Raw genomic sequence first — 22,283 nt, forward strand, 5'->3', positions numbered from 1 at the left:
AATTAAGAAATAAAACAGCATTTAAAAAATTAAATTTTTATTAAAAATCTGACTCAAAAAGTGGATATAAAACAGTACGTTTTTTCTTTTATTAAAACCCACACGGCGCATCAATAGACTCAATCACACCACCGCCTAAGCAAATCTCGTCAATATAAAATACCGCTGATTGACCAGGAGTTACTGCGCGTTGGGGCTTATCAAATACTACCCGTACTTGGCTGCCATCATTCTCATTATTACTATTGGCAGCAAATACGCGGCACGCTTGATCCGGCTGACGATAACGAGACTTTGCCATACAGCGCAGACCGTCTGAGCTAAAGATAGCAGTAGGCGGTAGACCATCGACCCAATCAAGCTTATAAGCGTGCAACTCATTGCTTAGCATCATGGGGTGTTCATGGCCTTGACCGACTATTAAACGATTCTTATCTAAGTCTTTTGCCAGTACAAACCAAGGCTCCTCGGGGCGGTCTTTGACGCCGCCAATACCGATACCACCGCGCTGACCTAAGGTATAGTACATCAGCCCGTCATGGGTGCCAATGAGCTTATTATCATCAGTAATGATTTCGCCTTTTTGAGCAGGCAAGTACTGCTGTAAAAAGTCTTTAAAACGGCGCTCACCGATAAAGCAAATACCGGTAGAGTCTTTTTTATTGGCGGTAATTAAATCATGCTCTTCGGCAATTTGACGGACGACAGGTTTTTCAAGTTCGCCGACTGGGAAGAGGGTTTTAGCAATTTTGTCACCGCCAACCGCATGCAAGAAATAGCTTTGGTCTTTATTATTATCAAGGCCGCGTAATAGTTGCGCGACACATGTGCCATCAGCGTTGGTATAGTTAACACTGCGGCGGGTATAATGACCGGTAGCAATATAGTCTGCGCCCAGAGTTAAGGCATAATCTAAAAAGGCTTTAAACTTAATTTCTTTATTACATAAAATATCAGGATTGGGCGTACGTCCCGCTTTATATTCAGCCAAAAAATGCTCAAATACTCGGTCCCAATATTCCATGGCAAAGTTGGCCGTATGTAGCTTGATGCCAATTTTATCGCATACCGACTGCGCGTCTGCTAGATCGTCCATCGCGGTACAATATTCGGTGCCGTCATCTTCTTCCCAGTTCTTCATAAACAGCCCTTCCACCAGAAAGCCGGCCTGCTGAAGCAGAACGGCAGATACGGAAGAGTCAACCCCACCTGACATACCGACAATGACGCGCGTGTCGGCAGGATTGTTAATATCGGCAAGGGTCAAGGCGCGATGGGCATTAAAAGAATCAGATAAAGGCGTGGCTGATACATCTGGCATGGCTGGCGTAGCTAACATAAAAAGCGCTCAACAACTTATGGTAAAATAAGCGTCATATTATAACAGCTAATTGAAACCGGTGGCGAGCTGCACGCTTTTACTGCTTTAAAATTTTAGATAACAATCATTGATAGACTTCCATTGATAAATATTGGAATAACGGTTTTCAAAACTTATAAATCACTTTTACCTCTCATTTCTAATAGCTTTTGGAATAATCATGATAAAAATTGGTCAAGGTATCGACGTTCACGCTTTTCATAATAATGGTCAGCAGCAGCAATATGTAGTGCTGGCTGGCGTAGCTATTGAGCACAGCCATAGTTTACTCGCGCATTCTGATGGCGATGTGGTATTACATGCCCTTGCGGATGCCTTACTTGGCGCACTAGCGCTGGGGGATATTGGACAGCATTTCCCTGATACTGATACGGCGAATGCTGGTCTTGATTCTCGAGTTTTGCTGCGTTATGTTTATGGTAAAGTACAAGCGGCGGGCTATACATTGGGCAATGCCGACATTACTGTCATGTGTGAACGGCCAAAGCTGGCGCCTCACAACCAAGCGATGCGTACTAATATCGCCAGCGATTTGCAAACCGAAGTCAGTAATGTCAGTGTCAAAGCAACCACCACTGAAAAGCTTGGTTTTACCGGTCGCCAAGAGGGTATCATGGCCAATGCCGTGGTATTATTAATCCCAAATACTTAAAACCCCCGTACGCTTTAGTGTCAAATGCGCAAATATTACGACATGAAGTCTTGCGTAGATAAAATAAGCTTGTAATGTGGGGATTATCGCCCCATGTAGCAGAAGTATGCAGACCTTACTGTTTAATCTTAATATTTAGTATAGTCCTCTTTAATAAATTGTTTAATCAATAGGAGCTTTTATGAGTGAGCAAACCCCAAATACCGCCGCGAACGACGTTGAACAGCTGATTCGTGACCAAATTAAAGATAATAAAGTTATCTTATATATGAAAGGCACGCCGCAGTTCCCACAGTGTGGCTTTTCTGCCAAATCGATTGAAGTACTCACCCAAATTGGTCGTCCGTTTGCGTTTGTGAATATTTTAGAAAGCCCAGAAATCCGTACTACTTTGCCAAAAGTCGCTAATTGGCCCACCTTTCCACAGCTATGGATCGATGGCGAATTAATGGGCGGATCAGATATTATCCTGCAAATGTATCAGTCAGGCGAGCTTAAGCCTTTGGTTGAAGCCAATAGCCCTGCTGCATAAGTAAATTTTTACGTAGGCGTCTTTGATGTCTACGTAAATAAGCTTTGCAACATGAAGCCCAAGTAGTCTAATGAGGACTGCTTGGGCTTTGTGGTTTTTGAGCGCTGGTCTTGGCAATTCATTTGTTTTTACTGTTTTTACCCCCATACAGTGCTCATGACAAATACCCTATAAAGACAGTTTGAATAATAAGAGAAAACTATGAGTAATCAGTCGAATGAGCAACAAGCAATCGAGAAACGCCGTGAGTGGCTGAAGCTTGAGTCAGCGCGTATCATTGATATTGCTAATAGCGAGTCGAATTCAGCGCTAAAATGCATTCATCAACTCAGTGTGGCGGGTGGCGCGACCGAAGGCACTTATATCGCTATTGAGCAACGTATTGTTGCGGATCAAGATACCGCTGGGGCCTATCACTTGGCATTACTGGCACAAAATACGCCAGATTTACCGATTGATGCACGCCAACTTATCGAGCTGGTAGTGAATAAAGGCGACAATCAACAGCGTTTGGCATTGCTCAAAAACTTACCATTACCGCCAGTTGATACCATTAAAGAACTGATCTTGGCCAGTAATGATGGTGATGCGATTGGACAAATGAATGCTTATTTGCAAATCAATCCCGAAGGTTATGGTAGCCAGCATATGCTTGCAAGTGGTCAGGCTGATCGAATCGTACCGTTAAGCCCTGGTAATAACCGTTAATAGGGGCTTGCTTAATAACAGTACTGATCATCAACGACTAATTTCAAGATTTTTAACGCAAAGATTTTTATGCCGTGCAATTATTGTTATAATTATCGGCTATCTATTCAGATTTTAGCGGCTTATCTCAGCCGTTAACCATTTTTTAAAATACGATTAACGTTTATTCGTCACCCAGTAGGTCATTGTTATCATTTTAATAAATGCCCCGTGGTCAACAGTCGCGTTATGAGTCAAGTGAGGCACACATGCAATACCCAAAAACTTACGACGTGGTGGTGATCGGCGGCGGTCATGCTGGCACAGAAGCGGCACTTTCGGCTGCACGTATGGGTGCGCAGACTTTGCTATTGACCCATAATATTGAGACGCTCGGGCAGATGAGCTGTAATCCGGCGATTGGCGGTATCGGTAAATCGCACTTGGTGCGTGAAATTGATGCGCTTGGCGGCGCGATGGCGCTCGCCACTGATAAAGCCGGTATTCAGTTTCGGGTATTGAACAGTCGTAAAGGCGCTGCCGTCCGAGCGACGCGTGCGCAAGCGGATCGTATTCTATATAAGGCCGCTATTCGCCAAACCCTTGAAAACCAGCCCAATCTTGACATATTTCAACAAGGCGCTGATGATATCTTAGTCGAAAATGGTCGTGCCACTGCGGTGGTGACTTCTACTGGTATTGTTTTTAAGACAGAAACGGTCGTACTAACCTCAGGAACGTTCCTAGGCGGTGTCATCCATATTGGCCTTGAGAATTCTAAAGGTGGACGAGCAGGGGACCAGCCTTCGATTAAACTTGCGGACCGTTTGCGCGAGCTTAAGCTTCCGGTCGGACGCCTTAAAACAGGCACGCCAGCACGTATTGATGCGCGTAGTGTTGATTTTAGCGTGATGAGCACACAGCCGGGCGATACTCCATTACCGGTGATGAGCTATATGGGTAACGTTGCCATGCATCCTGAGCAAGTCAACTGTCATATCACCCATACCAATGCGCGTACCCATGACATCATCCGTGAAAATTTAGATCGCTCACCGATGTTCTCTGGCAAAATTGAAGGCGTGGGTCCGCGTTATTGTCCGTCTATTGAAGACAAAATCCATCGCTTTGCTGATAAAGACAGCCATCAGATATTTATTGAGCCGGAAGGTCTGACCACTCATGAGCTATATCCGAATGGTATCTCAACCAGCTTGCCGTTTGATGTGCAGTTAGACTTTATCCATAGTATGAAGGGGCTTGAGAATGCTCACATCACGCGTCCCGGTTATGCGATTGAATATGACTATTTTGATCCACAAAGCTTAAAGCCAACGCTTGAAACTAAGTCTATTGATCGTTTGTATTTTGCTGGTCAAATCAACGGTACCACCGGTTATGAAGAAGCGGGCGTTCAAGGTTTATTAGCAGGCATTAATGCGGCCTTGGTTACTCGAGATAATAGCGAGTTTGAAACTTGGACACCGCGCCGCGATCAAGCCTATCTTGGTGTACTTGTCGACGACTTAATCACTCACGGGACTACTGAACCATACCGGATGTTTACCAGCCGCGCTGAGTATCGTTTGCTATTACGTGAAGACAATGCCGATCAGCGTTTGACTGAAACCGGACGTAAACTTGGTTTGGTTGATGATGTGCGCTGGCAGGCCTATCAAGAAAAAATGGAAGCGATCAGTAAAGAGACCTCTCGTCTAAAAGATCTATGGGCCACCCCAGCGAACGCTCTAGGGGAACAAGTAACCGCGCAAACCGGCGAGGTACTGTCGAAAGAATCTACCGCTTATGATTTGCTAAAACGCCCGCAGATACATTTTAATGATATTGCTGCTATTACTGATTCACAAGTCGATGCAAAAGTGGGCGATCAGATTGAGATATCGGTCAAATATGCCGGTTACATCGACCGTCAGCAAGAAGAAATTGATCAAATGAAGCGCTTAGAGAACACAGCGTTGCCAATAGATTTTGATTATAGTGTGATATCTGGATTATCAAATGAAATTGTCCAAAAGTTGACCCAAGTTCGTCCCGCGACATTGGCACAAGCCGGTCGCGTTAGCGGTGTGACGCCTGCAGCGATTCAGCTATTGGCGATGACCGTCAAAAAGCATAAAAAAGCGAAAGCCGCTTTAGAGTCATAAAGTTATGTGTGATCAGGCAATAAAGATGTGAACTACAAGGATGTCAGGCTGTTGACAATTTCAAAACAGCCTGACACTTAGTCATTTTAGTTTGAGGGTTAGCCGTGTGTAAAAATACGATAACTAACCGCAATGACCTAAATGAACAATAAGAGACAAGGAATACTCTTATGCCTTATGATAAATTATCAGACTTACCAGATGCTGTAACCGATTACTTACCGAAACACGCGTAACAGATATTTCAAGCGGCATTTAATAGCGCCAGCAAAGAATATGAGGATGAGTCGCGCTGGTTTGCTACTGCATGGACAGCAGTTGAAAAAGTCTACGAAAAAAATGAAGATGACAACTGGGTCAAAAAACCAGACTATAACCAGAACAAAAATAGTTAGATAATACGCATTATAGTCAACCTTCCCTAATTCAGCGCAATCTAAATCCAACGCGACCTACAGCAATGCTGTCCTTATTAATTTAGCCACTTTGCTGACTTGAGCCTATTTATGATTGAAGCTATTCTATTTGCGATTACTATTGTTCTACCCAACCTGGCTTTAATAGGGTTGGGTTTTTTTATGCAAAGACGCGGTGAGGTGAGTCAAGCCTTTATTGACCAAGCCTCAAGCTTTGTCTTTAACTACTGCTTACCTTGTTTACTATTTTTTAGTGTGGTCGATAGTAACGTGAACTATGCCAAGCAAATAATATTAATAATTGCCGGTATTGTGGTGACGTTTATTTTATTTATTAGCTCAGAGATTTATGCCAAACGTTTTATAAGTCAGCCAGCCGACCAGGGCGTTTTTGTACAAGGTATCTTTCGCAGTAATATGGCGATTATTGGCCTTGCAACCGTCGCCAACGCTTACGGGGAGCAGGGTCTGAGTATTGCTGCCGTGTATATGGGTGTCGTGACGATATTGTTTAATATCTTAGCGGTGATTACGCTTAGCCGCGTGTCCAAAAGTGCCGATGACACTTGGCCTAGCCGTAGCATTATGATTATCAAAAAGCTATTTACCAATCCGCTTGTCCTCGCATTATTGGCAGCGTTTGCTTACAAAGCATTGCCACTACCACCAATTCCAAGTGTTATTAATACTACTGGCGGTTTACTTGCGGCTGTTGCGTTGCCGTTGGCACTGATTTGTGCAGGTGCCAGTATTGATTTGAAATCTATGCTGAGTCCTTCGGGGCTATCGATGCAAGCCAGTATTGGCCGCATTGTTATCGCGCCCTTAGTAGCCATTGCAGTTGGGCTTGGTTTTGGACTGACAGGCATGCATATGGGCGTGCTGTTTTTGATGGTGGCATCGCCAACGGCGGCAGCCAGTTATGTGATGGCAAAAGCCATGGGTGGGAATGACATATTGGCGGCCAATATTTTAGCGTTTACTACAGTAGTTGGCCTATTCGGTATGGCAATCGGGGCGGCGCTCTTACGTGGATTGGGAATGATGTAGTTGCTAAAAGTGAACTCTTTCATGATTACAATAATAAATGTACTCATGCTTTTTTTGTTCTATCGACTTTAATTAAGATACGAAGAGCTAAATACCCTGTACTCTGTAGTAAGTACTCATCCAGTCATATCTCTGGACAGTCGTTTTCCTCGTCCATAAACCTATGCTTGTTTTCCATCAATTCTTCAAAAAAGGCTTTGCCTGCTTCTGATAACACGTAAGACTTACTGCTTGGCTTTTCCAGCATGATACCTCTATCAACCAGCAGGTTTTTAACGTGACCCATTAAGCTATCTTCGCTCTTACCAGTCATTTTGGATTTTTCTAAAATTTGATCAACGTAGGGAATATTTGCCATCTCCTTAAAATCATCAGGGGTCAGGCCACCCGTATGTGAGGTGATTTTAGTTATAGAATGCCCATTAACCGTTAGGTATTTACCTATAATTAAAAGAAGAAAATATACTTTCATACTAATATCAGTCTTACCATCCAACCCGCCTGCATCATTTAAGTAAACGTAGGTTGGCGTTTCTATTAACTCAAACCCGTTCATTGCGTTATTCTTACGATAGTCTGCTAGGTTATCCATGATCTCAGTGAATAGAGGGTCTGCTATTGGCTCACCACTGTTGCTTAATTTATACTTATTGATGATACGCCCATTCATTAGCTGGTCAAATATCTCAACGCTCAACCCCATGTTTATACTCATATTGTTTCTTCCTCACGGTAGCTTAAGACTATATATTCGTAAAAGTATTTATTGTCACTAATCTTGTTCCTAATGTTTTGCTGTTGCAGGCCATTAGTGTCTAGTAGGGGTAACAGGTATTCAATGCCATACAGAACGTCTATCAAGCTGAAGTCAGTAAGCGCCGTAAATAAGGTCTCATAAACAAACAAATATATATCATCAACTCTGCTTGGTACATTTACCTCACACATCAGGTCAAATATTCCATTGTCCTTTTCGTGCTCAATAATCATATCCATCGGCAGCGGTTTTAGTTTTGATGGTGCAGGCTTGATTTGCCTAGTTTCTATCTGCTCAAACCAAACCTTAAAGGCCAACATAGAATCATCTTGCGCTAGCGGGCGATTGAGGCGTTTATAGTAGCGTTGCTTGAAAGTAAATAGACCGTCGAGTGAGTTTAAGTGCTGCAACACCTTGCTATCAGCGGTAAGGAATTTGTTTTGTATTCGTCCATGTTGGAGCGGCTCAATGGATTTAACAAGGTCGCTAAACGCACGCTCTATCACCATGAAGTACTTACGGTCTTCAGCAAGGCTACTTAGATAGTGCTGCAACCTTGCGGTGACTCTATTTAAGTCTTTATAGTAAGAAGTCACTGCCGTCTTGCGATACTGAATATAAATATCGTCACTAATAAGCCCTTTTTCCTCGTAAAAAACTTGTAGATTATTTAGTGACTCAATAAACGTATCGCCACCTTGTAGTCGCATCGCAGGGTCGATAAATTGTAAGCAAGGTATTATGTTTCTCGTGTACAGCTTGTCGGCTTTTTCATATAACTCAATGACAGATATTTCACACAAGCCCTGCTCCTTTTGGCGATATAAGTCGGATATTTCATCTACCTTGATATTTAGTACCTCAATGTTGCTTTTGATCTCACTTAGAATGTCATTAATAATTTTATTAAAGTGAGTATAGGCTTCCTTGTAATCATCGCTACTGCTTGGGTTTGCCATTATATTTTTAACCGTGGCGGATATATTCTGTCTAAAGTTGGCAAACTCTATACTGCTAAATTCACGACTGCGTGATATATCCAAAAAGACTAAAAAGTCATACATGGCTTTTGATAAGCCAATCATGCCTGAGTTTTTATTATCATAGACAAAAACATCACTTTTAACCAGAGCATCTAAGCTCATGATGTTCTTTAAGGCGTTATCCTTATGTACCCTAACGATTTTCTCATAGAACGCTAAATAAAGGCGTTTAGGAAACTCTGAGGCAGTGTTGTTTTCATGGATATAGTCAATAAATTTAAAAAAATCGCGCTCAAAGCCATTAGCAAATATCTCTTTTATGATGGTCTGTCTATTAATTCTCATACGACACGCTCTTCAGCTGAATCTCTTTTACCAAAAGTGTCTATGTGTTGCGGTAAGATATGCAGCACACAGTCAGGGTGCATTAAGTCTTTGTTAAATTTGCAATAATCAATATTGATGTGGTTGCCAACGTGCTTACATACCGTACTTAACCGATGCGGGGTCGCACAGAATACAGAAAAGCCTGATTGAGCGATTTGGTTAACAATGGTTTTAATGTTTTTCTTATCCATGTCAGCAATTTCATCGACGATAACCGGCATCATAAGGGTGCTGTCTTGGGCGAAAATCTTGCTAAGCAGTATAGAGATAATAAAAGAGGTCACTGTGCTTGTGGTGCCACCAGACTGTGGTTTTGTCTCTATATGACCGGTGTCTTCAACGTACTCGTAGCTGATAGATTTAATGAGATTAACCATCTTTAGCGTACGTTTTTTACTATGGCTATTCTCTTTAATGTAGCTTATGAGCGAAGTATAAAATTCAGGCTCAAGCAAGGTATCTTGGCTCAAGTCATACTTACTGCAATTGTCTAATAGATTTCTATAGTCGGCTTGAGTGGTTAGGCGCAGGCGTACCGCATCAAAGTTAGATACTTTATGGTGGCTCAGCTCTTGGTTCATCGCGGTTATTTCTGACTGTAGCAGCCTGTTTGCATTCTTAATTTCTTCAAGCATGCTGGCAAGATAGGAGTGATGCTCATAGACTTTGTGCTTATAATCCTCTTTTTTAACATTAATTCTGTCAAAAGTGTTCTTGTACAGGGCTATAATCTCGCTGTACTCATGCAGGCCAGTTATTTCTTTGTGCGGATCAAGATCTGCAAGCGGTATGTCTTCCATAAACCGTTGTAACTTTGTTTTATACTCAGATTTCTCGGCAGCTAGTGCTATCGCTTTATTTTGTAGTTTTTCAAAGTCTTCAAGCTCTAAGACTAGTATGCCATCAAGTGTCGCTAAATACTGCTCATCATCATCAGGGATGTAGGTTGCTTGAAAGTGACTATTGCTGCGTTCAATGATTTTGTCAGTAGTATCAAAGCGACGTATGAAGCTCTCAATGTCCTCTTTTTGCTTGCTGTAGTCGGTATAGGCTGCATAATAACCATTTAACTCTTCTTGCTTGCCAGCGTGCTTATCGGTTGCTAACCCATGCTCTTTAATTACTTTATTTAACGTCGCTTTGCTCTCAGAAATTTGCCGTTTGATGACTGCCAAACCACCTATGTCATCGATATTTAAGCTGATTTGATCATGCTCTGTTTTTAGTTTCTTTTTACTGTGATCTGCCACTGAATTATTGGCGTCAGCGATAATACTATTGAGGCTGCCAATATCCTTCCTTAGTTTCTGAATATGAGCTTGATTGTTAATTATTTGCTCTACATTCTTTTTGGCCTCTGTCTCTTTATCATAAAAAACAAAATTGGTATTAGCCAGCGTTGACTCTTTAAATGTTAATACACCTTTCTCGCTATTGAACAACTCAGCAAAGGCATTAATAGTTTGAATATCACTATCCGACAAATCACAAATTAATTCTGAAAACTCGTTATTTAAGCTGATTAAAACACTGGCACTATGTTCAGGCAATTGACTGGTCGCCAGCAGACTTAGATTATCCTCTGCGGACTCTAAGCGTGCAAGGCGTGCGGTTAGGGTACTGATCTCATGAGTTTTGGTTGTGATAGCTGTGGTCGCCTGATCTATATTATCAATGCTTTTTAACATATCAGACAGCTCTTCAAGACGAACTCTAAGCTCATACATAACCACATCAGCAGGCTTATTAAACTCACTTAATATGGTCTCAACGGCAATCTGCTTTTGCTCGTAGATGTTGATGTTTGTCAGAAGAGATTTATGCTGGGTATTGAGCTCGATAAGCTGAGTCTCAAGGTTTTTAACCTCGCCTGCTAGTGGGTTTTTCTTGGCATTAATGCTATTAAGTTGCTGGGTGATATCGCCAAGTTTATTAGCTTGCTGTTCCTGACTACGGTTTAGATAGGTCTTTAGTACTTTAAATGACAGGCTGTAATCATTAACCGATGCTAGCATCGCATCAAACTGACCTTTTAGAGTCTCGTAAACTATCTTGTTGTTTTCATACTTTTTGAGCATCATGCCTTCATTGGTCAACTTCTCATAATCATCTTGAAGGGCACTGAAATCAGCATCCATCCGCTCTTCATCTCGGCCCCGCCGCATCTCAATTATAGTAGCTATCGCTTGGGGCAAGGTGCTTTCCTCACCTTTACCTGAGTTGAAAGCCAGCTCAAAAATATTGATAAAAGCCTCTATTGATGACTCTCTTTGGTCTTTGAGCGGCACTAAGCAGTATTTTGCATCTGCACTAGCGAAGTTACCAAATAGAATTTTAGATAATATGGCCTTATTGCTGACGTGTAACCCTTTATAGGTCTTTACCGCACTGAGTATCGTTTGCACGCTAAGATTGGGCGTGAAGTAGTTGTTTTCGCTATCCCAGAATAAATGGCGGATATCATCGAACGGTACAGGCAGTAGCACACGGTTATACTCATAGTTGCCTGCTCGGTATAGAATCATGCAAAATTCACCTGACGGGTTTTTACCTTCCATAATCAAAAAAGAATTGGCAGTGGGAAAGTAATACTCATATGATTCGTCACGCTTGAATTTTCTGCCTGACTTGCTGACAAAGTTAAACTTGCTCTCACACTTATTAAAGTTAGTTTCAGGGTAGAGTAGTAGCTTGGTTGCCGACAGGCTTGCCGTCTTACCTAAGTTATTGTCACCGAACATCGCCAGATGCTGATCAAGGGCTAGCTCTGTATAAGCATGGCTCGCTGAATTAACAAATACAATTTGCTTGAGCACATAGCTGTAATCAAAATGCTCATCGTTTAATAGCTGATTAAAAGTATCAGTCGGCATATAAATAGCTCTCTTGTTCGATGAATTTCATGTGGTTACGAATTATTTCGCAGATAGGTTTAAGTGGTGGGCAGTCTTGGCCAATCGTGATTACTTTGCCTAATTCTTCATTGCCAAACTTTTCTACCACGCCAGCCAGTCGCTTCTGAATGTCGCTTGGGTATAAAAAAACTTTAGAATTATTCATTGATAGGTTATATAGATTCTTAGCTATGGTCAGTCCACCTAAGTCAAAATCAAACAGCATATATAAGGTATCGTATTTACTCAATAGTTTCTTATGTAGACTATTGGATATCTCATTACCTGCACCGAATATAATATCTAATTCATTATCTTTGGGTAGGTTGCAGTGTTGATATAGGAAGGTCAGTGTTCTCTCAATATAGATAAATAGCTGACGATTTTCTATAAGAAGGGCTTGCTTGGCAGGGTGGTGGGTGTGCTGGCAGGTGTGCTGATAATTACCATCAGTATCAAACAAAATCACTGCGGGATATTCTACTGATTTGCGAATAAGGAGTATTGAGCCATCAACCTTATAGTCATGACTTCTGTTTTGTCGCGCCCCTGATACCCTGTCTTCATCCACACCAGCGGTAAGGCGACGTAATTCACTCATGAGGTCCTCATCAACACTTTTTATAAGATAGTAACCAAGTTTTGCTGTACGACTAGCGTTAATATTAGTTGGGCTATATCTGTGAGTGAGGCTTAACTGTTCAATCATTTTTTGTAGACGGCGAAGATTGACAGGTTTGCTATTATCAATACTATTAATAAACCTTTTTAAGGTTTTCACGCTCATGCTATATCCCTTTGTTTTTTAGTTATATTGTTGGTCAATCAGAACGTCTTGTTGGTTAGCATTAATATATTTTGTTATAGTCAATACCAAATAAAATAGACACACACGTAATTTCGCATAGTAGGTAAAAAATTTTCTAGCTTGCTATGTGACTGTGTCACTCCAGAGGCTGCGAAAATTTCTCCCAGCCATACTGTGTTCGTTTCAAAGTGGCTCAACTATATACCTAAACTAAGGCGTGTCATCAATTAAAACATTTTTAACCCTCATAATCTAATTGATGATAAGCCCTAGAATGTTCTTAATGATAATACGTGATTATTACCTTTCAATACCCACTTAGCGCCCTTTAATACCTGCACTATTCCAACCGAAAGACTGTTTGAAAGAGAGCCATAACCAAAAGTAATTAATAACAAAAAATTCTGTTAGATAGTAGTTTAATATTTATCATAATGGCGTTACTATGACCCTAATATTCAAGGCTGAGATTTTAATATTCAAGACTTGGGTTTTAATATTCAGGATTCTATATTCCTATCGTCAAAAGGATAAGCTATGCGCTACGAAGTTATTGTTATTGGTGCGGGTATGGTTGGCACATCGATTGCTTGGCACCTACAAAAGAATAACTCTAAAGTTCTATTGTTAGACAGAAAGCTACCAGGACTCGAGACCTCATACGGTAATGCTGGGCTGATACAGCGCGAAGCGATTCATACCCATCCCTTTCCTCGACAGCTGACGGAGCTGGTAAGAGTCATGCCCAATCGTGGCACTGATATTCGCTATCGCTTGCCAGCTATCCTGCGTTATCATCAGGCGCTCCTCCAGTATTGGAAGTATTCTACGCCAGCCTCTGTCAAAAAAATAGAAGCAGAATGGCAGACCCTGATTGCCCATTGTACCAGCGAGCATCAGACCATGATTACCGCATCAAACGCTGATGAGTTGATTAGACGTGATGGTTGGCTGCAGTTACATCGTTCTGAAGATACCCTTAAGACCGCCGCTGCCTTAGCCATAAGTGACCGTGAGCAAGGGGTTGAGCATAAAGTATTGTCCGTTGAAGAGTTAAAAGTGCTTGAACCCAATGCTAATTTTGATGGTTTTGTCGGTGCGATTCATTGGTTGAACTCATGGCAGGTCTCCAACCCAAGTATGCTAGTAAAAGCCTATGCCAAAAATTTCGAAGACATGGGTGGTACGACACAAGAGAAAAATGTAAAAGAGATCACTCCCGATGACAGTGGTGATGGTCAGGGTTGGAAGGTAGTCACTGATAATGACACCTATTATTGCGATGATTTGGTAGTCGCTGCCGGTCCTTGGTCTAACGAGTTGATAAAACCGCTGGGATATAATTTGCCATTATTCCCGATGCGCGGCTATCATCAGCACTTTAAAACCACTGGTAAAAATACGATCAATCACAGTATGTTTGATATGGATAAAGGCTTCGTTATGGGGCCGATGCAGCAAGGTATTCGCATTACCACCGGCGCTGAGATGACTACGATGGATGCGCCAAAGAACTTTGGACAGCTAAAAACAGTACTGAAGCTTGCTAGAAAAATATTGCCATTAGAGGAAGCGGTAGAATCTGAGGCGTGGGCTGGCTCGCGTCCGTGTATGCCGGATATGAAGCCGGTCATTGGTCCTGCGCACAAACATGAGAAGTTATGGTTTGCCTTTGGTCACAGCCATCAAGGTTTTACTTTAGGACCTATGACCGGGCGCATTATGGAAGAGCTGATTCATAATAAACCTGTCATCGTAGATGTAGAACCATTCAATGCGCAGCGTTTCTCTAAGATTAAATAAACGGTCACTCATTTAAAACCTTTAATAAATAAGTTAGATATAAGGATAAACCGTCATGCAAAAACTGCATAGCAATCATCGTATGAGTAAAATCGTCATCCATAACCAGACCATTTATTTATCAGGTCAAGTGGGCAATGCTGAAGACGATATCGCTGCTCAGACCTTAACCTGCCTAGAGAAAATTCAAGGCTTGCTAGAAGAGGTGGGCAGTGATAAGTCAAAAATTCTATCGACAACCGTATGGATAAAGACCATGTCAGATTTTGCCGCTATGAATGAGGTATGGGACAAATGGTTTGAAGGTACGCTACCGCCAGCTCGAGCTTGTGGTGAATCGGCTTTGGCGCGTCCAGAGCTGTTAGTAGAAATGATTGTAATCGCTGCTGAATAACCGATCAGAAGTATTAAAAGCTATTTTTTATCAAAATTTAAATAAAAAAGTGTTTAACAATGTCGGTCGGTCAGCATTATTTATTATGAATGGCTATAAATTCAGTGCTTAAAGCGCTACTCATCAAGCTTTCTCTTACCTGTATAGTCTTAAATGCATAATAATAAATGAATGTATATATTTTAATAAGTGAATGTTATAGATATTATATACAAAATAATATATTATAATTAAATATATAACGTATTTTAAATTAGTTACTTTGATATCAGGGACTTTGATATCAGGGACTTTGATATCAGGGACTTTGATCTCAATGACTGTTATTACATTAATTATATTTAATAGTTCATTTTTGTCTTTTGGTATTTAAAGTATAACTCTCAAATATTTTAGTCATTAGCAGACCTTAATTATAAATAGGGAGTCTCTATTACCGGTGGTTATGAGGCGTGGGTTGAGGCAAGCCAACTTTGATGCCAAATGTTGGGGTTGATTTTGGTTAGTCTATTATTTTAACGGTCAGTGTTAAAAGGTACAGATGAACAGAATCTGATATAACGATTGGCCTATAAGGACATATCATGAAACGATCTTTGAGTAACTCGCCTCATACATCTAATCAAGGTGTTAATGCCTCTGATACTAATATTTCTAATACCAATTTTTCTATTACCGATGTTTCTAATAATAATAGCGCTGATAATGCCCTAAAGCTCAATGACTTAAAACTGTTAAACCGCCGTCAATTTATTGGTGCGGGTGTGGCGACTGGGGCGGTCATGGGGAGTATGGCACTGATCGGCTGTGCGTCTTTACCCAAACATCAAGAAAAAGCCAATATCGTTATTGTGGGTGCTGGCATTGCAGGGTTAGCGGTGGCCAATCGATTAAGCCGTCAACTGCCCAATGCTAAGCTGACCATTTTAGACAGTCGCCAGGCGCATTACTATCAACCTGGTTACACGCTTTTAGCAACGGGGGTCTGGAATAATACTGACAAGGTCACTGATAGCAATGCTGACTTAATACCTTCGAGCATCGCCTGGGTGCAAGAAAATGCCCGTGAGTTTTTACCTGATAGTAATCAAGTGATAACCGACAGTGGTAAAAAAATTAATTATGATTATTTGGTAATAGCGACTGGATTGAGATTGGGTTTTGAGCAGATTGAGGGTTTGAGTATTGAAGATTTAGGAACTGACGGTATTGGTAGTGTCTATCCTAGCCCAGAAATCGCCTTAAAAACCTGGCACCAAATAGATTCATTTCGCCAAAAAGGCGGTCGTGCTGTGATGACGCTAGCCCATACCGATATGAAATGTGCAGGTGCGCCATTAAAAATGACCTTTATGTTGCACGATAGACTCATACAAGCAGGTACTCGAAAAGATAGCGACATTCAGTTTTTTAGTCCGCATAAGACGGTGTTTAGTGTCCCTGCTGTCAATGAGAATATATTGTCACGATGGGCTGCTTACGATCCACCGATTGGGACGAATTTTGAGCAACGCTTAACAGCAATCGATAAAGGGGCCAAAGTGGCCTATTTTACGAATGAGCAAGGCACTCAGAGTCGCCAAGATTATGATTTTATCCACGTTGTACCGCCCATGTTCGCGGTAGATAGTGTGCTAAATAGTCCATTGGCAAATAAAAAAGGCTGGCTAGATGTTGATAAATATACACTACAGCATAAGCATTATGACAATATTTTTGGTGCTGGTGATATCAATGGGACGCCAAAAGGAAAAACCGCTGCCACCATCAAAAATTCTGCCCCGATAGTGACGGCTAATCTTATTGACGTCATACAGGGGAATGTGCCAAGCCAAAAATTTAATGGCTATACTTCTTGTCCGCTGTTAATAGAAGAAGGTAGGGCGATGCTGGTTGAGTTCGATTATGAAAATAAATTGATACCAAGCGTTCCTTTGGTTGACCCTTTAAAAGAAAGCTATTTTGCATGGTTCTTAGAAGAGATGATGCTAAAGCCTGCCTATATGGCGGTTGCCAAAGGTCGAGTTTAGATCGGCATTAAACGTTAGTATTGTTTATACCCGTGCTTTATATTTTCTTAAACTAAGACTGCTTAGAAGAAGGTTTACAAAGGAGCGGCCATGTTATTTTTAAATCAAGCGTTTATGATGTTATGGGAAGCAATACTAGAGAATGCCACGTTGGTCAGTGCATTATTACTAATATTATTAGCCGCATGGATTTACTGGGCCGTTGCAGGTAGGCATAAAAAACTGGCATATGGTCTTGCTGGCATACTGGCGAGTGCCATTGCAGTGGTCGGATTTTTTACCTTACCGCTATTTTTTAATGCCAGCTTAGGAGACCTCACCTATTGGGTAGATTGGGTGTTCCATTTGGTTATGGTAGTGGCATTGTTGGTTTATGCCTATGTAGTAATGTTGCCACTAGTCACAGGTCTGACTGGTTCGATCAAACGTAGGGTTTAATTTATCATCATCAGCTATCTTATGATGGTAATGTATGAGCAAGGACTTCAGTGTTAATTAACCATATTGCTAACGATTGCTAAATCATAGCTGTCTACAATTTTTAATCTTGACGTTCAGCTGAAAACTTAAAACCCTAACTCTTGATCCTTGTCAGCTGGACGCAACTTCTCTTGATAACGCTTATAATAAAAACTACGATAAGCATCTGAAGCATCTGAACGGGAGAAATTCATTGCGCGCTGTCCCCTATAAATATGTAGTTTATGTGGTTATTGGCATACTGCTGATGCTTGCAGCTGGTTCTGCTGTATTTCGCTGGTGGCAGGGACCGCTATTGCCGAGCTATACCGTGATTTCAAGGCCATTGGTACAAACGGTAGTGGCGACTGGGCGAGTGGTGACGGTATCACGCACTGAAGTGGGTAGTGAAATTACCGGTGTGGTACTTAAGCGCTTGGTAGAGGAAGGTGATCAAGTTGCAAAAGGCGATCTGTTGCTGGTACTGAGGTCGGATGAGGTTGCTGCCCAAGTGCGGCAAGCGGAGGCTACGCTGAGCGAGCTTGCGACCAGCACGCGTCCACAAGCGGCAGCGGATTTGGCTAATGCCAAAGTACAGTTAGCACAAGCCCGCGGTAACGTTGAGCGTAGACGTGAGTTGGCTGCGATTTCGGCAATTTCGGCTGAAGAGATGGCGCAAGCAGAGCAGGCTCAAAGTCAGGCACTGAATAATCTTGAGTCAGCACGTTTAAAAGTAGCCGCCTTGGCTGCTGGCGGGGTCGAGGAGGCTCTGCTGCGCGAGCGTTTGACTGCGCTACAAGCTCAGTTCGCTAAAACCGAAGTACGAAGCGAGGTGACAGGAACAGTGTTAACCCGTAATGTGGAGACCGGCGATCTGGTACAGCCAGGTCGGATACTGTTCACCATTGCGCTAGAGGGTAGTACGGAAATCCGAGTGCCGCTTGATGAGCGTAACTTATCACGGCTGGCGTTACAGCAAAGAGCGGTAGCTATTGCTGATGCCTACCCAGAGAGTCCTTTTCCTGCTCGTATCAGTTTTATTGCACCAAGTATTGATCCACAGCGTGGTACGGTAGAAGTTAGGCTGACTGTTGATCCTGTGCCTGAGTTTTTGCGTCAAGATATGACAGTGTCAGTGAATATTGAAACGGATCGACGCACGCAGGCACTAGTGATCCCGAATGATGCTTTAGGCAGTGTACAAGGAGATAAGGCGGTAGTGCTGTTGCTGCGTGATGGAAAAATACAACGCCAGAGAGTAACGCTTGGTTTACGGGGCTTGGCAATGTCTGAAGTAATTGCGGGTTTAAGCCTAGATGATCAGGTACTGGCCGATGCCGCATCGTCGTTAGCTAATGGTGCGCGGGTACGTATTAAGTCACAACAGCTCCCATTTATGGATAGTGTTGACGCTATAGGTCTTAGCAATGAATTACCGGAGAAAACCAATTGACTGGCTTTTTCGGGCGACTATGGATCGAGTCAACCATTGCGATGAGCTTTTTGCGCGAGGGGCGCATGCAATCGATCATGATCACCGTGGGTGTAGCAGTAGGCGTGGCAGTTATTATTTTTATTACCGCTTTAGTTCAAGGGCTACAGTCTAACCTTATCGAAAACACCCTAGGTACTCAGGCCCATATTCGTTTATTACCAACGGATGAAATTAATATGGTACTTCCGCCTGTAGCGGGTACCGTGCAGTTGCTACAGGAAGATAAACGGCCACAGCGGCTACGATCAATTAACAACTGGCAGCAAATTACCGCTACTCTGGATCAATTACCATTATTAACGGCTGTATCGCCAACGGTGTCAGGACCCGCGTTTGTAAGGCGTGGTGAGGCATTAGCGTCGGTGGCGTTAGTAGGTACGGACCTTGAACGTTATCAGAAGATCATACCGCTTGAAGAGTATTTGGTCAGTGGCCAACTGCGAATGGGCGCTGACAATGTACTGATTGGCAGCCAGTTAGCTAAAGATCTAGGGGTGCAAGTAGGTAATAAGCTGCGCCTAGAAACCGGGCAGCAGAACAGTGCAGTGGTGAATATTGCCGGTATATTTGAGCTGGGTGTGCGCGAGCTAGATGCACGCTATGTATATTTGGACTTAAAGCAGGCACAATCGCTACTCGGTCTCCCAGGGGGTGTCACGGTGATCGATCTGACCGTAGCAGATATCTTTGAAGCAGAAAATATTGCAGCACAGGTAGGACGCTTGACATCATTGCAAGCAGAAAGCTGGATTATGACTAACGTGCAGTTGATGAATGCGCTTTCAGCACAAAGTTTGTCTACTAATATGATAATTGTCTTTGTGGCTATTTCCGTGGCCTTTGGTATTGCTAGTGTGTTATCAGTCAGTGTCGTACAACGAACCCGAGAAATTGGTATTTTGCGGGCGACTGGCGCGACAAGGCAGCAAATCTTACGTATATTTTTGATTCAAGGTGCCGTATTTGGTCTGTTAGGTTCGGTTGTGGGTAGTGCTGCCAGTTACGTGCTGGTGTGGGTATTTAATACTTTTGGCCCAGGGTTATTTTATATTCCAATCTCTGTAAAGCTGGTTATAGTGGCAATGTTACTGGCGACACTCACAGGCGTACTGGCTGCTGCTATACCATCGCGCCGAGCAGCAGCACTGGATCCGGTGGAGGCCATTCGTTATGTCTGATAAGTCTCATGAAGTCCTACGCTTAGAGTCGCTGCGCAAATCTTATAATGTTGGCCAGCCCAACGAGATTGAAGTACTACATGGTATTGATTTGTATATTGGCAGCAATGATTTTGCGGCACTGATTGGTCCCTCTGGCTCTGGCAAAAGTACCTTATTAAATATACTCGGCTTGCTTGATAAGCCCAGTGATGGTGAGCTTTATTTGTTAGGTCAGGCCACCAGCGCTATGGAGGACGCTGGACGTACTGCGCTGCGTGGTAATAGTATCGGTTTTGTTTTTCAGTTTCACCATCTGATCCAAGCATTTACGGCATTAGATAATGTGTTGATGCCGTTGATGCTGACACAGGGTAAACCAGATAAACTTGTGCTACAGCAAGCGCGTGAGTTGCTTTCTGCTGTTGGGCTGGAGAAGTTTGCTAATAGTAAGCCTAATGAACTCTCGGGAGGTCAACAACAGCGAGTAGCTATTGCCAGAGCCCTTATAACCCAGCCTGCGTTACTATTAGCCGATGAACCTACCGGCAATCTTGATACGGTTACGGCTGCTGAGGTATTTGAATTATTCCGTAAAGTTAATCGCGAGCGTGATTGTGCGGTACTGCTTGTAACTCACGATCCACGGTTGTCAGCATCCTGTGATCGCACTATTAATCTAGTTGATGGTCGTATTGAAAGTGACTCGCTAAATATATAGCCCCACCACTTATAAAGTAGCAGGGCTATTCTTATTTGTTCACTTTACTGGCTTATTTTATCTCGACATCAATTATATTTACAAATAGGAGATAACCCTTAAATCAATCACTTAATGCTTCATCTATTAGTTTGGTATTATTAAGACGATGCAAGTTTAGTGTTAGTAATATCATTTCATCAAAGCTATCGTTTAGAAACAAGCTTCGATAGTCTTTTACCTAAAAAGCTACTCTGCTTGATGGATCTTCAGTACATCTCTCTTTAAATTTTACTATTTTATGATTTTTAAGCAATCAGCCATTAAAACGATCATTTCAATTTCTGTCCTAGCCGAATAGCAGCGGCAATATTTACCGCAGTGGTTTCGATATTGTCATAAGCATTTTTCAATACATTATCAATAGAATCTACTTTTTGGATACTGGGCATAACCACATCAAATTGTGTAGTGTGATCATGCTTAAGTCCATCCACACTACCGCAAATGGCAATAACAGGCGTCTGACTGAGCTTAGCAAGTTGACTGATACCGCCAGCAACTTTACCCATTGAGGTTTGCGCGTCGAGCTTACCTTCCCCTGTTATTACTAGGTCAGCATTCGCAATGTGCTGTGATAGATTGACCGCCTCGGCCACGGTATCAAACCCTGATTGCAACTGTGCGCTGCAAAAGGTCATTAAGGCAAACCCAAGACCACCTGCGGCGCCTGCACCTGATACGTTTTGATAATTCTCATTACTATAATAATTACCATTTTGTTTATTATGCTGACGACAAACCGTCGCAAAGTGATTTAAAGACTTATCTAAAAGCTCAACTTGTTCAGGGCTTGCACCTTTTTGTGGGCCAAAAACAGCACTGGCTCCTAACGGACCATATAACGGATTGGTCACATCGCAGGCCACTTCAAAGACAGTATTTAAAATATTCGGATTGAATGCTGAGCTGTCTACCTGTTGCAACTTATTAAGTTGCCCACCGCCTTGTTTTAAAGGCTCTCCTTGCTGATCATAAAATACCATTCCTAGAGCCGTTAGCATGCCAACACCCGCATCGTTGGTAGCACTACCTCCAAGACCGATAATAATACGTTTTGCCCCTTCATTTAAGGCGTCTTTGATCAGTTCGCCAACTCCGTAGCTACTGGTAATAACTGGGTTGCGCTCTTCTACCGTCAACAAATGCAGACCGCAAGCCTCGGCAATTTCAATAACGGCCGTAGCATCAGGTAATAGCAAATATTTTCCAGTAATGGGTCTCATGAGCGGGTCATGTACCACCACATCTTTCCAACGTCCGCCGAGTACATAGGACAAAACAGCGGCAGTGCCTTCGCCGCCATCGGCCATTGGTAATAACGTATAGTCTGCATCCGGAAATACCTGACTAAATCCAGACTTGATAGCCTGGCAAACCTTAATAGCTTGTAAGCTTTCTTTAAACGAGTCTGGGGCGATTAAAATCTTCATTGAGCTCTCTTGAAATAATAGGGACGCTAAAATATTGATG

19 protein-coding genes are annotated in these 22,283 nt (G+C 42.4%); 13 read left to right on the forward strand and 6 right to left on the reverse strand.

Annotated elements, in window-relative coordinates; genetic code table 11:
• Window positions 1-91: 91 nt before the first annotated feature.
• Window positions 92-1,321 (reverse strand): tRNA 2-thiouridine(34) synthase MnmA, encoded by a 1,230-nt coding sequence (mnmA, locus tag U1P77_RS03440; RefSeq protein WP_321156600.1) that lies wholly within the window; start codon window positions 1,319-1,321, stop codon window positions 92-94.
• A 220-nt stretch (window positions 1,322-1,541) separates the two neighbouring features.
• On the opposite strand from mnmA, the gene ispF reads away from it, so the two are divergent.
• The 6 genes from ispF to U1P77_RS03465 all read left to right on the forward strand — a co-directional run bounded on the left by ispF (window position 1,542) and on the right by U1P77_RS03465 (window position 6,883).
• A complete protein-coding gene (gene ispF, locus U1P77_RS03445) occupies window positions 1,542-2,033 on the forward strand; it encodes a 2-C-methyl-D-erythritol 2,4-cyclodiphosphate synthase (RefSeq protein WP_321156002.1) in 492 nt (163 codons plus the stop codon).
• 181 nt (window positions 2,034-2,214) lie between these two features.
• Window positions 2,215-2,565, forward strand: a complete 351-nt coding sequence (gene grxD / locus U1P77_RS03450) for a Grx4 family monothiol glutaredoxin (RefSeq protein ID WP_321156003.1) — start codon at window positions 2,215-2,217, stop codon at window positions 2,563-2,565.
• 201 nt (window positions 2,566-2,766) lie between these two features.
• Window positions 2,767-3,273, forward strand: coding sequence for a hypothetical protein (locus U1P77_RS03455; protein ID WP_321156004.1), 507 nt, complete (start codon window positions 2,767-2,769; stop codon window positions 3,271-3,273).
• A 248-nt stretch (window positions 3,274-3,521) separates the two neighbouring features.
• A complete protein-coding gene (mnmG, locus tag U1P77_RS03460; RefSeq protein WP_321156005.1) occupies window positions 3,522-5,417 on the forward strand; it encodes a tRNA uridine-5-carboxymethylaminomethyl(34) synthesis enzyme MnmG in 1,896 nt (631 codons plus the stop codon).
• 239 nt (window positions 5,418-5,656) lie between these two features.
• Window positions 5,657-5,812, forward strand: coding sequence for a ChaB family protein (locus tag U1P77_RS13505; protein WP_414479065.1), 156 nt, complete (start codon window positions 5,657-5,659; stop codon window positions 5,810-5,812).
• Between the two features lie 111 nt (window positions 5,813-5,923).
• The gene (locus U1P77_RS03465) at window positions 5,924-6,883 is read left to right on the forward strand and encodes an AEC family transporter (RefSeq protein WP_321156006.1); all 960 of its coding nucleotides are present in this window, start codon (window positions 5,924-5,926) and stop codon (window positions 6,881-6,883) included.
• 124 nt (window positions 6,884-7,007) lie between these two features.
• Here U1P77_RS03465 and U1P77_RS03470 read toward each other — a convergent pair whose 3' ends face one another.
• Genes U1P77_RS03470 through U1P77_RS03485 form a run of 4 tightly spaced genes read right to left on the reverse strand, consistent with a single transcriptional unit; the run spans window position 7,008 to window position 12,505 of the window.
• Window positions 7,008-7,598 (reverse strand): condensin complex protein MksE, encoded by a 591-nt coding sequence (locus U1P77_RS03470; RefSeq protein WP_201555489.1) that lies wholly within the window; start codon window positions 7,596-7,598, stop codon window positions 7,008-7,010.
• Window positions 7,595-8,968 carry a hypothetical protein gene (locus tag U1P77_RS03475; RefSeq protein WP_321156007.1) on the reverse strand — a complete coding sequence of 458 codons (1,374 nt, stop codon included), beginning with the start codon at window positions 8,966-8,968 and terminating at the stop codon, window positions 7,595-7,597. Before U1P77_RS03475 ends, U1P77_RS03470 begins: the two co-directional genes overlap by 4 nt.
• Window positions 8,965-11,883 carry a coiled-coil domain-containing protein gene (locus tag U1P77_RS03480; RefSeq protein WP_321156008.1) on the reverse strand — a complete coding sequence of 973 codons (2,919 nt, stop codon included), beginning with the start codon at window positions 11,881-11,883 and terminating at the stop codon, window positions 8,965-8,967. Before U1P77_RS03480 ends, U1P77_RS03475 begins: the two co-directional genes overlap by 4 nt.
• Window positions 11,873-12,505, reverse strand: a complete 633-nt coding sequence (locus U1P77_RS03485) for a hypothetical protein (RefSeq protein WP_321156009.1) — start codon at window positions 12,503-12,505, stop codon at window positions 11,873-11,875. Before U1P77_RS03485 ends, U1P77_RS03480 begins: the two co-directional genes overlap by 11 nt.
• Window positions 12,506-13,249: 744 nt before the next feature.
• Between U1P77_RS03485 and U1P77_RS03490 the strand changes: the two genes are divergently transcribed.
• From U1P77_RS03490 to U1P77_RS03520, 7 genes are all read left to right on the forward strand, one after another.
• Window positions 13,250-14,515: an NAD(P)/FAD-dependent oxidoreductase gene (locus U1P77_RS03490; RefSeq protein ID WP_321156010.1), complete on the forward strand. Its 1,266-nt coding sequence runs from the start codon at window positions 13,250-13,252 to the stop codon at window positions 14,513-14,515.
• Window positions 14,516-14,570: 55 nt separating this feature from the next.
• On the forward strand, window positions 14,571-14,909 hold the full coding sequence (locus U1P77_RS03495; protein ID WP_321156011.1) for a RidA family protein: 339 nt from the start codon (window positions 14,571-14,573) through the stop codon (window positions 14,907-14,909).
• 584 nt (window positions 14,910-15,493) lie between these two features.
• Entirely contained in the window at window positions 15,494-16,939 is a 1,446-nt protein-coding gene (locus U1P77_RS03500; RefSeq protein WP_321156012.1) for an NAD(P)/FAD-dependent oxidoreductase, read from the forward strand.
• 90 nt (window positions 16,940-17,029) lie between these two features.
• A complete protein-coding gene (locus tag U1P77_RS03505; protein WP_321156013.1) occupies window positions 17,030-17,377 on the forward strand; it encodes a hypothetical protein in 348 nt (115 codons plus the stop codon).
• A 235-nt stretch (window positions 17,378-17,612) separates the two neighbouring features.
• Window positions 17,613-18,851 carry an efflux RND transporter periplasmic adaptor subunit gene (locus U1P77_RS03510; protein WP_414479038.1) on the forward strand — a complete coding sequence of 413 codons (1,239 nt, stop codon included), beginning with the start codon at window positions 17,613-17,615 and terminating at the stop codon, window positions 18,849-18,851.
• On the forward strand, window positions 18,848-20,071 hold the full coding sequence (locus U1P77_RS03515) for an ABC transporter permease (protein ID WP_321156014.1): 1,224 nt from the start codon (window positions 18,848-18,850) through the stop codon (window positions 20,069-20,071). The genes U1P77_RS03510 and U1P77_RS03515 overlap by 4 nt, the downstream gene beginning before the upstream one ends.
• A complete protein-coding gene (locus tag U1P77_RS03520; RefSeq protein ID WP_321156015.1) occupies window positions 20,064-20,771 on the forward strand; it encodes an ABC transporter ATP-binding protein in 708 nt (235 codons plus the stop codon). Before U1P77_RS03515 ends, U1P77_RS03520 begins: the two co-directional genes overlap by 8 nt.
• Window positions 20,772-21,082: 311 nt before the next feature.
• Here U1P77_RS03520 and U1P77_RS03525 read toward each other — a convergent pair whose 3' ends face one another.
• Complete coding sequence (locus U1P77_RS03525) at window positions 21,083-22,243, reverse strand: glycerate kinase (protein WP_321156016.1); 1,161 nt, start codon at window positions 22,241-22,243, stop codon at window positions 21,083-21,085.
• Between the last annotated feature and the right edge of the window lie 40 nt (window positions 22,244-22,283).

It is taken from the genome of Psychrobacter sp. LV10R520-6, from assembly GCF_900182925.1.
GTDB lineage: Bacteria > Pseudomonadota > Gammaproteobacteria > Pseudomonadales > Moraxellaceae > Psychrobacter.